The sequence below is a fragment of the Micromonospora fluostatini genome (assembly GCF_050410825.1).
Taxonomy (GTDB): domain Bacteria; phylum Actinomycetota; class Actinomycetes; order Mycobacteriales; family Micromonosporaceae; genus Micromonospora; species Micromonospora rosaria.
The window spans coordinates 180,477-192,044 of the sequence record NZ_CP191251.1 but is presented as its reverse complement, the minus strand read 5'-3'; the positions used below and the strand labels follow the sequence as shown (position 1 = coordinate 192,044).

Sequence of the window (11,568 nt, the reverse complement as noted above, 5' to 3'; positions counted from 1 at the left end):
CGGCCTACCGATCCGGACATAGCCCCTGCCCGGATGGCGGCACACGCCACCCTCCTGTGCTCAGAGTTGTGCAGAGTCGTAAAGCTCTGTAACGTGCTCTCTGCACGGCACGTTGCAACTCTGAACAGCCGGGAGGAAAACACGTGGAAGAGCAGCACCTGACCGTCGGCGAGGTTGCCGACCTGCTGCGGATCTCCGAGTGGACGGTCCGCCGCTACATCCAGTCGGGCGCTCTGCGAGCCACGAAGACGGATGGCCCGAACGGGTCCTACCGGGTCCCGCTCAGCGGCTACCGCGAGTACATCGACGCCCACACCGTCACCGCGAGGGAGACGCGATGACCACCCTGCCCACCCTCCACCCGTTCCCGGAGGTCGCCAAGCGGCTCGGGATCTCGCTTCGCAGCCTGCGCGAGAGGTCCTGGGCTCGGCAGTTCGACCACGTCCGGATCGGGCGCGAGAGGTACTTCACCGAGGCCCAGCTCGCCGCCTTCATCGACGCAATGACGGTGCCGAGCCAGCGATCGAGCGACCTGGCGAAGACCGCCGAGCGGGTCGCCCGCCGCCAGCAGCGGCGCCGCGCCGCCTGACACCACCGAGAGGGCTTCCGTGACCGACATCGTCCGCATTCCGTTCCACGGCACCGACCTGCTGGTGGCCGCGCTGATCGTGCTGCGTCGCTCCGCCGAGTGGCACGCGGTCGCCGAGGCGGTGACCCCGTGAACCGGGCGTACATCGGGCTGCACCGTCCCGAGACCGTCCGGAAGGTCGGCCCCGACTGGTGGCCCACCGCCCGCCGGCCGGCTGACGCGCCCACCGCTGTGATCCCCGCCGTTCGTCCGGACACGGCCGAGGTGCTCGCCGAGCTGCGTAACGACCTCAACCACCCCCACCTGGAGGAGCAGTGACCGAGAAGCGTTTCGACCACCCGAAGGGGCTCGCGTTCGTGCTGGTCCGCGAGGTTCTGTCCGTGTCCAGTCGCGGCGTGTACCCGGTGCGGTTCGAGGTGACCGCGTCGAGCGGCTACCGGGCGACGCTGCCGGCCTGCTGGCGGGACGAGTGCGCGGCGGGCGCCGTGACGGCCTGCCCGAAGCCCGCCGACCACGCCCGTGTCGACAACCAGGCCAACCGGGAGCACAACCGGACACACTGCCACGGCTGGCACTGGCCGAGCGTCGAGCGGTTCGCCAGGGGCGTGCTGGCGACGTTCGGGTCGGCCGCGAAGACGGAGACCACGCAGAGGATCGGTGTGCGGCCCGGGTCGCTGCCGCTGAAGGCGTTCGCTCCGCTGGTCGGCGAGGTGGCGGCGTGACGGCCCCGGCCTGGCCGACCGCGCAGGCGGAGGTGGCGCCGGGGAGCCGGCTGGACGACCTGCTGGCGGCGTACGCGGTGCTGAAGCCGGCGGCCGACGAGGCGGCGGCACGGCTGAAGACGGTGACCGACGCGATCAAGGCGGAGTTGACCACCGCCTTGCCGGACGTGCAGCGCATCGAGGTGGCGCACGGGTCCCTGGCCCAGCCGCTGCGGCTGACGTACGTGGATAGCTGGCGGCTGGACACCAAGGCGCTCAAGGCGGAGATGCCCGAGGTCTACGTCCGGTACGCCCGCAAGGGTGGCAAGTGGGACCTGCGGGGGATCCAGCCGTGAACGAGAACACCCAACCCTCGTACGTCGCGCTGGTCGCTGCTCTCCGGTCGGAGTTCAGCCCGATGGCGCTGGAGGCCCTGCGGATTCAGCTCGCCGAGCATCGCTACGTCACCTCTTCGATCAGCGTCCTCGTGCAGGCCGTCATCGACGCGGGTGACCTCACCTTCGACCCCGGGGACGGTGTACACCCGGCAGTCCGCAAGTTCCTCCACAACGCACTCGCCGAGCAGGAGTGCACACACGGCGCTGACTGCCTGCTCCACCCCAACGCGAACCAGCCGCACAACTTCGATACCCCCTGGGCCTCGGGTGACTGCGGTCACCGGGTCGGACCTGTGGCTGGCTGCCCTGGATACCGGTGCGACCCGTCATGACCGTCAGCGTCGAGGAGTTCATGAAGGCGGCCCCGGCCCGGCTCGGGGGCAACACGCCCTGGGCCAGCCGGTACGCCTCGGAACTCCGGCGGGTGGTGGTGGACCAGGCCAACGGCTCGGCCCGCAACCGGCAGCGTCACCTCGGCCCGTCGGAGCTGGGGGTGCCGTGCGACCGGCAGGTGGTCGGGAAGCTGGCGGGGCTGCCGGTGACCAATCACGTGGTGGACCCGTGGGCCAGCGTGATCGGCACGGCGGTGCACGCCTGGCTGGCCGACGCCTTCACCGCCGCCAACGCCGCGCTGGACTTCCCCCGGTGGTTGGCGGAGCAGCGGGTGGTGCCGCACCCGGAGCACCCCGGGACCGCCGACCTGTACGACGCCGTGGAGAAGTCCGTGGTCGACCACAAGATCCTCGGTGAGTCGTCCATGGCGAAGGTCCGCAGCAGTTCCGGACCGCCCGCTCACTACCAGATTCAGCTCCTGCTCTACGGCAAGGGCTACCGCATTCTCGGGCTGCCGGTGACGCGCGTCGCGCTGGCCGCCTACCCCCGCACCGCAGCCAGCCTGGACGGCCTCTACGTCTGGGAGCGGGCGACGGGGCCGCAGGACGACGCCCTGATCGAGGAGGTGTTCCGGCTCACCGACCGCCGCAAGGCAATGGCGGAGGAAATCCTCAACGGATCGACGAAGTTCACTGACGTCCCGGTTTCCCCTGACGACGACAACTGCTTCTTCTGCCCCTTCTACCGACCTCAGTCCAAGCGCGACAACGGCCCCGGGTGCCCGGGTCCGACCACCTGACAAGGAGACAGCGATGCAGCCTCAGTACCCCACTCAGCCGATGATGCCGCAGTTCCCTCAGCAGCAGCCGGGCTACCCGCAGCAGCCCGCGTACCCGGCCGCTCCGGCCCCGCAGTACCCGGCGGCCCCGGGCTACCCGGCGGGGGGTTTCCCGCAGCAGTACGCCCCGCAGGTGCCGCAGCAGTTCCCGGCCGGTCCGGCGACCCCGCCCCCGGCGGCGGGCACCCTGGACGGGTTCTTCGGGCAGCCCAGCAGCGGCGGCGGTGCGGCCTGGAAGTTCAACGGCAAGCCGATCGGCACCTCGTTCGCGGGGATCGTGGCGCGGCCGGTGACCAACGCCGACGTGCGGCACCAGACCAACAACGCCGGGCAGGTCCAGACCTACCGGGACGGCCGGCCGAAGCTGGTCATGGTCGTGCCGATGCAGGTGCAGCCCAGCCCGGAGCACCCCGAGGGGGTCGCCACCTGGTGGGTGAAGGGTCAGGCGCGTGACGAGCTGGCCCGGGCCATGGCCGAGGCGGGTGCCCCGGCGGGTGCCCCGGAGGCCGGGGCCGCGATCCGGGTGACCCTGGTGGGTCAGCGGCCGGTGCCGAACATGAACCCGGCCAACCAGTACCGGGTGGAGTACATCCGGCCCAGCGGGGCGGCCCCGGTGCCGCAGCAGGCGTACCCCGGCACGGTGATGCAGCCGCCGCCCGCCCCGCAGCAGCAGGCCCCGGAGCAGGTCCCGGCGGCCCAGCCGGTGGTCCAGCCGATGCCGCAGCCGGCCCCGGTGCAGCAGCCGGCCCCGGTGCAGCAGCCGCTGCCCATCCCGCAGCAGCCCGCTCCGGCGGCGGCTCCGGCGGGTTTCAGCCCGGAGCAGGCCGAGCTGTTCGCCAAGCTCACCGGCCAGGCCGCGGCCTGAGCGGGTGACTGTCCGGCCCGGGGCCCTTCCCCGCCTCGGGCCGGGCGGTGACCTTCTCAGACCTTCCCCGACTCCCTACCACGGAGGTGACCGTGACGTACGTAGATCCTCCGTCGGCCGCTCTCCACGGTGAGCTGAGTGCCGACGGTGCGCACATCGTGCTCATCGGTGTCGGCCCCGACGCGGCCATCGCCCACATGGCGGCCCGGCTCCAGCTCGCCACCCCGCTGATCAAGCCCAGCGACCCGCCCGGCGCCCTCGTCCTGCCCACCACCTGGGCGGCGGTCGTGCAGCTCTCCCACCTGTTCGGCGCGATGTGGCGGCCCGGGCCCCGGCTGCTGGCCTGGCTGGCCGAGGAGATGCGGCGCCGCACCCGGGCCGGTGACGAGCTGACCGTGACCCTGCCCGAAGGGCTGACCCCCCGTCCGTACCAGGTGCAGGGCGCCCGGATGATCGCCGAGCTGGGCCGGGCCCTGCTGTTCGACGACCCCGGCGCGGGCAAGACGATCACCACGATCCTGGGCCTGCTGGAGCGGGCCGCCGCCGGGCACCCGGTCGCGCCGATCATCGTGATCGCTCCGGCGTCCGTGGTGAACCCGTGGGTGGAGGCGTGGCGGACCTGGGCCCCCGACTGGCGGGTCACCGCGTGGCGGGGCACCCCGGAGCACCGGCGGCGGCTGGCCGCCCGGCCGGCCGGCACGGCGGCGCACGTCGTGGTCGCCAGTTACGACACCGCCCGGATGGACGCCGCCAAGGGCAAGCCCCTGGACCGGCTGGGCGCGAAGACCGTCGTGGTGGACGAGTGCCACCTGATCAAATCGAGCCACGCCGCCCGATCCATCGCCGCCCGCCGGCTGGCCAAACGCGCAGACAACTTCGTGGCCCTGTCCGGGACCCCGATCACCCACCACCCCGGCGACCTGTGGCCCACCCTGGAAGCCCTCGCCCCCACGGCTTGGCCCAGTGGCGAGAGGTGGAAGGCTCGGTACTGCGAGACCATCCCCGGCGACTACAGCGCCCGGGTGATCGGCCTCAACCAGCTCGCCGAGCCGGAGTTCCGGGCCACCCTGCTCGGCCAGCACCGGCGGGTCGCCAAGGCCGACGTGCTCACCCAGCTTCCCCCGAAGGTCTACAGCGTCCGCGAGGTCGACCTGCCCCCGGCGTACCGGCGGGCGTACGACCAACTGGAACACCAGATGCTGGCCGAGCTGCCCGACGGCACCGAGCTGTCGGTCATGTCGGTGCTGGCCCAGCTCACCCGCCTGAACCAGCTCGCCAGCGCCGCCGCCGACGTCACGGTCACCCGCGAGGTCGGCGCCGACGGGGAACTGCACGAGCACACCGAGGTCAAGCTGCGGGCCCCGAGCTGGAAGGTCGACGCCCTCCTCGACGTCCTCGCCGAACGCCCCGGCTCCCCGGTGGTGGCGTTCGCCCCGTCCCGGCAGCTCATGGCCCTCGCTGGTGAGCAGGCCACCCGGGCCGGGCTCCAGGTCGGCTACGTGGTGGGCGGCCAGTCGGCAAAGGCCCGCAGCGAGGCCGTCGAGGCGTTCCAGCAGGGAAAGCTCGACCTGCTCTGCGTCACCACCGGCGCCGGCGGTGTCGGCCTGACCCTGACCGCCGCCCGGACCGTGGTGTTCCTCCAGCGCCCCTGGTCCCTCGTCGAGGCCGTCCAGGCCGAGGACCGCTGCCACCGCATCGGCAGCGAGATCCACGACTCCATCGAGGTCATCGACGTCGTGGCCACCGACACCATCGACACCCGCATCCGCGCGGTGCTGCACGACAAGGCCGGTCAACTGGCCGACCTGCTCCAGGACAAGCGCATCGTCTCCCAGCTCCTCGGGGGACGGCACGCCGACATAAGGAAGGCCGCCTGATGTACGTCATCGGCATCGACCCGGGGCCCACCCCCGGCATCGTCCGGCTCCAGCTCCAGGTGACCGACCGTGGCACCCGGCTCGTCGACCAGCAGGCGTTGCAGGTGACACCCGGCCTGATGGTCACCGTGTTGGAGGGGATCAACGCGGCGACCGGGGTCGAGGTGGTGGCCTACGAGCGGTTCGTCGTCGGCAGACGGGCCGGGCAGTCGAGCAGCGCGGCGGCCGGCGAGCGGACGCGGACCATGGTCGGCGAGGTGGAGGCGTGGGCCCGGGGCGCACAGTGGCGACGGGTCTACGCCAGGTCTGCCGCTGAGGTCAAGCCCTGGGCCACCGACCTCCGCCTCGCTGCCGCCGGACTGCTCGACCTCACCAAGGGGATGCGTCACGCCCGCGACGCCGCCCGGCACGCCCTCTACTGCGCCGTCCGGGACCTCGGCCTGGCCGACCCGCTCAGCCGCCGGGCCGGTGCCCGGTGAACACCCTCGAACTGTTCGCCGGCATCGGCGGTCTCTCCCTCGGCCTGGAACGGGCCGGGATGACCGTCGTCGGTCAGGTGGAGATCAACCCGTTCTGCCGCTCCGTACTCGCCCGACACTGGCCGGAGGTACCCCGCCATGACGACGTCCGCACCGCCGTGGCCTGGTGGCTCAGCGAGCCCCGACCCCCGGTGCACGTCGTCGCCGGCGGCTATCCCTGCCAGCCGGACTCCCTGGCAGGGAAGCGGCGGGGGACCGACGACGACCGGTGGCTCTGGCCCGAGATGGCCCGAGTCATCCACGCCGTCCAACCCTGGTTCGTCATCGGGGAGAACGTCCTCGGTCACCGCACCCGGGGACTTCGTTTCGTGCTCCGAGACCTCGAACGACTCGGATACACCGCCCGTGCCGGAATTGTCCGCGCTTGCGAGATGGGGGCGTCACACCCACGGCCCCGACTGTTCGTCCTGGCCCACACCAACCGCCCGGGACGGCCGGCGTGGAGCGGGGTGGGACCGGCCCGGCCGACCGCTGTCGGAGAGGGTCGGTGGCCCGCTGAACCCGGAGTGGGTCGAGTGGCTCATGGGCTTCCCGGTCGGGTGGACCGGGTTACCGCCCTCGGAAATGCCGTCGCCCCCCCCGTCGCCGAGCACGTCGGCCGACTCCTGCTCAGCGGAGCGTGGCTCGATGCCTGACACCCCCCGCCCCTACGCCGACGGCGTCGTCGACTACGCCCTGGCCGGCTGGACCTGCATCCTGCCGGTGCCGGTCGCCGCGAAGTGGCCCCCGCCCGTCGGGTACACCGGCGCCGACGGGCGGGACACCGACCCCGCCACCCTCACCACCTGGTCCGGGACCCACGCCGACCAGTCGATCGCCCTGCGGATGCCCGACGGCGTGATCGGCCTCGACGTCGACCACTACGACAAGGTCAAGACCCTGCCCGACGGCACCACCGCCACCGTGGCCAAGCGCGGCGCGGACTCCCTGGCCGCCTACGAGCAGCGCTGGGGGGCCCTGCCGCCCACCTGGCGCTCCAGCGCCCGGGAGTGGCCCTCGGGGATCCGCTTCTACCGGGTCCCGGCCGGGCGGTACGCGGCGAACCTCGGCGAGTCCATCGAGGTTATCCAGCGCCACCACCGGTACGCCGTGGTGTGGCCCTCGGTCAACCCGGACGCCGACGCCTCCCCCTACCGCTGGTACGACCCCACCGGCGCGGTCAGCGCCACCGTCCCCAAGCCCACCGAACTCCCGGAGCTGCCCGAGGCGTGGGTGGCCGGGCTGCGCGAGGGCGCCACCGAGGCCGGACCCGCCGCCTCCGACGTCGGCCGGGGACAGACCCTCCTGGCCGCCCTGCTCCGCGACCACCGCGAGGCCTGCGCCGAGGTCGCCGACGCCACCCGCAAGGCCGTCGGCGAACTGCAGGCCGCCTCGTCCGGATCCCGGCACGACACCGCCACCGCCCGAACCCACCACCTCGTCCAGCTCGGCGCCACCGGCCACCCCGGGGCGGCCACCGCCCTGCTGGAGCTGCGTGAACAGTGGTGCGACCTCACTGCGGGCGAGGGCCGCGAGGACGAGTTCGACCGGATGATGCTCACCTCCGCCCGCAAGGCCGTCACTGTGGTCGGCGCCGTACCCGTCGACCGGGACCCCTGCTTCTCCGGCGGCGAGATGTGGGCCCCCGCCGCCCCCGGCAGTTCCGTGCCCGGCCCGGCGCTCGGGGTACCCGCCGAGGCGGTCCCGTGGTCCGTCCGCGAGGTCATCGGCGCGCACACCTGGGACCCCCGCTCCGACCTCGACCACGGCATCAGCGCCGCCGTCCTGGCCCGGATGCACCCCGTCCTGCGCTACGCGGTCGACGCGGGCGCCTGGCTGCTCCGCGGACCCGACCGCTGGGACGTCCGGGGTGACCTCACCAAGTGGGCCGTCCACGAGCTGGCCGAGCTGATGCCCCGGGGCGACGCCGAGGCCGAGAAGGGCACCGACGAACGCCGCCAGGCCGACCGCCGCAAGCGCCTCATGATGACCGCCGGCCGCAACGGGGTCGCCGCCACCATGAACGCCGCCGTCGCCGCCGGCACCCACCCCTGCGCCCTACGCCTGAGCGACCTCGACACCGACCCCGGCATCCTCTGGGCCGGCGGGGTGCCCTGGGACCTACGCGCCAGCACCGACCGGCCGGTACCCGCCTGGATCGACCACACCCTCCCGCACCTGCACAGCGCCTCCGTCGCCCCCGCCGACGTTCCCACCCCGCTGTGGGACCACTTCCTGGAGATCGTCTGGCCCGACCCCGAGGTCCGCGCCTGGGCCATCCGGGTCCTCGCCATCGCCGTCACCGGGGTCCCCGACGCGGCCCTGCCGATCCTGCTCGGCCCCGAACGGCGCGGAAAGAGCCAGGTCGTCCACCTGCTCATGACCGTCCTCGGCTCCTACGCGCTCTCCGCCGACCCCCGCCTGCTCGGCAACGGCGACAACGCCCACGCCAGCATCGTCTACGCCCTGCTCGGCCGGCGGTTGGCCTTCATCGACGAGGGCCCCCGGGAGGGCCGGTGGGCGCAGGAGCGCCTCAAGCAGCTCACCGGCGGCACCGCACTGACCGGCAACGCCATGCGCACCGACCCGGTCACCTTCAACCCCACCCACACCCTCGTCCTCACCGCCAACGACGAGCCGCCCCTGACCGACCCCGCCATCCGGGCCCGCGTCCGCCTCATCCCCTGCGAGGGCGACGAAGCAGCGGTCCGGGCCGCCCGACGGGCCATCGGCGACACCGGCGGCATGGCCTGGCGGGCGGAGGCGCCGGGCGTGCTCTGGAAGATGATCATCGAAGCGGCCCGGTGGATCGACGACCCCGACACCGCCATGACCGCCGCCGCACCCGAGCACATCCGCAACCGGGCCGACCTTCTGGCGGCAGGACAGGACCCGGTGAAGCAGTGGCTGAACGCCCTGTGCGAGCCGTACGACCCCGGCACCAAAGCCAGCGCCCTGCACGAGTCCTTCGTGGGCTGGTGCCGCAACAACGGGATCAAGGACAACGCCCGGCCCACGATGACGAAGTGGGGCCGGGAACTCACCCGACTCGGCTTTCCCCCCGACGAGCGACGGGACGGCAACTACAGGCTGCTACGGATCCAGCAGGCCGGTGGTGGGTTCATGCCCGGCACCACCCCGCCCGCTGCGACCGCACCGGTACCGACCACCGGCCCGCAGGACGCCTCCGCGTGGAGGGTTGGTGGAGGGTTGGTGGAGGGTTCGACTACCAACCCTCCACGGGACATAACCCCAGCTCAGTCGGCACTTTCTGAGGGATGTGTGGAGGGTGTGGGGGGTTTGTTCCCCCCTCAACACACAATCTCTAAAAAAGTCCAAGATCACAAAAACACGGAAATTCTCACGGAAACCGGAGGTTGTAGCGAACCCTCCACACCTGCCTCTACGCAAATTCCCTCTGAGCAGGGTGAACAGGGGTCTGTGGAGGGTTTGGTGAACCCCCCACAGACCACCCGACCCTCCACCGGGGCGAAGCGGCCCACCTACAAGACCAACCCGACTACGGGGCGTTACACCAAGGCGGCCCAGAAGGAGGTGGAGCGGGCCGAGGCCCGGCGGGCGGCTGCCGGGGAGTCCGTGCCGCTGCCCGTGGCCGTGGACCGGTCCGGGGCCATCACCGGCCTCGCGCCGGCCGCCGCCGGCCAGGTGGTCGCCGAGGCCATCGGCCGGGCGGGGGCCCTGACCGTGGACGTGGAGACCTCCGGGTATCCGGTCGGGCACGCGAACGCCGCGCTGCGCACCGTCCAGCTCGGCGACGAGCACACCGCCGTGGTGCTCGACCCGGATGACCCGGCCCAGGCGCAGGTCATCCGCACCGCGCTGGCCGCCGCGCCCCGGCTGCACGCCCACTCGGCCACCGCCGACCTGGTCCCCCTGGCCCACGCCGGGCTGCTCGACGAGTCCGCGTGGGACCGGATGTACGACACGGTCATCCCCGCCAAGCTCGCCGACCCCACCAGCACCGGCAGCGACCCCGGGCTCAAGCAGCTCGCCGGCACGGTGCTGGCCGACTCGGCGACCGCGCCGGAGGCGGACAAGGCCCGCGCCGCGCTGTTCAAGGCCCACGGGTGGCTGACCGACACCAAGGCCCTCACCCCGGTGGAGCGCTCCGGCTGGGCGCAGGTCGACTCCACGTGCGCCACCATGATCCGCTACGCCGCCTCCGACGTCCTCGATACCGCCGCCCTGGCCGTCCGGCTCCCACAGCCCCCGCCGGCCGTCACCGAGCGGGAGAGGGCCGTGCAGCGGATCACCGCCCGGGTCGCCCACCGGGGCCTGCGGGTGGACCGCGACCAGGTCACCCACCTGGAGGCGGTCCACACCCCGGCCATGCACGCCGCCGCCGAGCGGCTCCGCGCGCTGGGTGTCGAGAGCGCCGGCAGCGACCGGCAGCTCGCCGAGCGGCTCACCGAGCTGGGCGTCACCCTGCCCCGCACCCAGCCGAGCACCCGGCACCCGAACGGCCAGCCCAGCGTGGCCGCCGGAGTCCTCGACGGCCTCAAGGGCACCCCCGGCCCGGCCGGGGACCTCATCGCCGCGGTACTCGACTACCGGCACCACGAGACCGTCCTGACCACCTTCCTGGAGCCCTACCGGGTCCTCTGCGAGGCGGGCGACGGCCGGGCCCGACCCACCGTCTACACCCTCGGCACCGACACCGGCCGGATGTCCTGCGTCCGCCCCAACCTCCAGCAGCTCCCCCGGGAGGGCGGGGTCCGGGCCTGCATCACCGCCGACCCCGGCCACACCCTCGTCTCCGCCGACTTCAGCGGAGTCGAGATCCGGGTCATGGCCGCACTCAGCCAGGACCCGGAGTTGATCCGCCAGCTCCGCGAGGGGGTCGACCTGCACGCCATGGTCGCCGAACTCGCCTTCGGCCCCGGCTGGACCAAGGCCAACCGGTACACCGCCAAGCGCGGCGTGTTCGGCTGGGCCTACGGCGGCGGCATCGAGAGCCTCGCCCGCCAGCTCGGGGTCACCGCCGACGTCATGCAGGCCATCGTGGACGCGCTGCGCCAGATCGCCCCGGCGTACGTGGCCTGGGCCGACGAGATGAAGCGCATGGTCCGGTCTGGGGCCACCCAGATGCCCACCTACGCCGGCCGGATCATCCACCTGCCCCGCGACTACCCGCACAAGGCCCCGAACTACGCCATCCAGGGCACCGCCCGCGAACTGCTCGTGGACGCCCTGCTCGCCTGGGACCAGACCCGCTGGGGCGGCGGCGTGGTCCTGCCCGTGCACGACGAGATCGTGGCCATGGTCCCCGAGGCCGACGCCGCCTTCGCCACCGCCGAGCTGGTCCGGTGCATGTCCCGGGAGCTGTACGGCATCCAGATCGTGGCCGAACCCAGCGAGCCCTCCGCCGCCTGGAGGGACTCGGTATGACCCGCCCCGGTTCCACTCACACACGCGCAGGAGCTGCTGT

Annotated in this window: 12 protein-coding genes; all 12 read left to right on the top strand. The window is 72.8% G+C overall.

From position 1 onward, the window contains the following. Positions 1-143: 143 nt before the first annotated feature. A complete protein-coding gene (locus ACQUFX_RS00935) occupies positions 144-341 on the top strand; it encodes a helix-turn-helix domain-containing protein (protein ID WP_428964132.1) in 198 nt (65 codons plus the stop codon). Then, complete coding sequence (locus ACQUFX_RS00930) at positions 338-589, top strand: helix-turn-helix domain-containing protein (protein WP_428964131.1); 252 nt, start codon at positions 338-340, stop codon at positions 587-589. The genes ACQUFX_RS00935 and ACQUFX_RS00930 overlap by 4 nt, the downstream gene beginning before the upstream one ends. A 129-nt stretch (positions 590-718) precedes the next feature. Beyond that, positions 719-907 (top strand): hypothetical protein, encoded by a 189-nt coding sequence (locus tag ACQUFX_RS00925; protein WP_428964130.1) that lies wholly within the window; start codon positions 719-721, stop codon positions 905-907. Beyond that, the gene (locus ACQUFX_RS00920; protein ID WP_428964129.1) at positions 904-1,311 is read left to right on the top strand and encodes a hypothetical protein; all 408 of its coding nucleotides are present in this window, start codon (positions 904-906) and stop codon (positions 1,309-1,311) included. Before ACQUFX_RS00925 ends, ACQUFX_RS00920 begins: the two co-directional genes overlap by 4 nt. Then, positions 1,308-1,646, top strand: a complete 339-nt coding sequence (locus ACQUFX_RS00915) for a hypothetical protein (RefSeq protein ID WP_428964128.1) — start codon at positions 1,308-1,310, stop codon at positions 1,644-1,646. Before ACQUFX_RS00920 ends, ACQUFX_RS00915 begins: the two co-directional genes overlap by 4 nt. After that, on the top strand, positions 1,643-2,020 hold the full coding sequence (locus ACQUFX_RS00910; protein WP_428964127.1) for a hypothetical protein: 378 nt from the start codon (positions 1,643-1,645) through the stop codon (positions 2,018-2,020). Before ACQUFX_RS00915 ends, ACQUFX_RS00910 begins: the two co-directional genes overlap by 4 nt. Next, the gene (locus ACQUFX_RS00905) at positions 2,017-2,820 is read left to right on the top strand and encodes a hypothetical protein (RefSeq protein WP_428964126.1); all 804 of its coding nucleotides are present in this window, start codon (positions 2,017-2,019) and stop codon (positions 2,818-2,820) included. Before ACQUFX_RS00910 ends, ACQUFX_RS00905 begins: the two co-directional genes overlap by 4 nt. Before the next feature lie 13 nt (positions 2,821-2,833). Further along, positions 2,834-3,724: a hypothetical protein gene (locus ACQUFX_RS00900; RefSeq protein ID WP_428964125.1), complete on the top strand. Its 891-nt coding sequence runs from the start codon at positions 2,834-2,836 to the stop codon at positions 3,722-3,724. 92 nt (positions 3,725-3,816) lie between these two features. Then, positions 3,817-5,601 carry a DEAD/DEAH box helicase gene (locus ACQUFX_RS00895; protein WP_428964124.1) on the top strand — a complete coding sequence of 595 codons (1,785 nt, stop codon included), beginning with the start codon at positions 3,817-3,819 and terminating at the stop codon, positions 5,599-5,601. Further along, positions 5,601-6,080, top strand: a complete 480-nt coding sequence (locus tag ACQUFX_RS00890) for a hypothetical protein (protein ID WP_428964123.1) — start codon at positions 5,601-5,603, stop codon at positions 6,078-6,080. Before ACQUFX_RS00895 ends, ACQUFX_RS00890 begins: the two co-directional genes overlap by 1 nt. Then, positions 6,077-6,775 (top strand): DNA cytosine methyltransferase, encoded by a 699-nt coding sequence (locus ACQUFX_RS00885; RefSeq protein WP_428964122.1) that lies wholly within the window; start codon positions 6,077-6,079, stop codon positions 6,773-6,775. Before ACQUFX_RS00890 ends, ACQUFX_RS00885 begins: the two co-directional genes overlap by 4 nt. Next, the gene (locus tag ACQUFX_RS00880; RefSeq protein ID WP_428964121.1) at positions 6,768-11,528 is read left to right on the top strand and encodes a DNA polymerase; all 4,761 of its coding nucleotides are present in this window, start codon (positions 6,768-6,770) and stop codon (positions 11,526-11,528) included. The genes ACQUFX_RS00885 and ACQUFX_RS00880 overlap by 8 nt, the downstream gene beginning before the upstream one ends. Positions 11,529-11,568: the final 40 nt, after the last annotated feature.

Excerpts from the sequence above, each read along its gene's own strand:
- ACQUFX_RS00930 (WP_428964131.1), top strand. The coding sequence starts at position 338 with ATGACCACCCTGCCCACCCTCCACCCGTTCCCGGAGGTCGCCAAGCGG.
- ACQUFX_RS00905 (WP_428964126.1), top strand. The coding sequence starts at position 2,017 with ATGACCGTCAGCGTCGAGGAGTTCATGAAGGCGGCCCCGGCCCGGCTC.
- ACQUFX_RS00900 (WP_428964125.1), top strand. The coding sequence starts at position 2,834 with ATGCAGCCTCAGTACCCCACTCAGCCGATGATGCCGCAGTTCCCTCAG.
- ACQUFX_RS00890 (WP_428964123.1), top strand. The coding sequence starts at position 5,601 with ATGTACGTCATCGGCATCGACCCGGGGCCCACCCCCGGCATCGTCCGG.
- ACQUFX_RS00880 (WP_428964121.1), top strand. The coding sequence starts at position 6,768 with ATGCCTGACACCCCCCGCCCCTACGCCGACGGCGTCGTCGACTACGCC.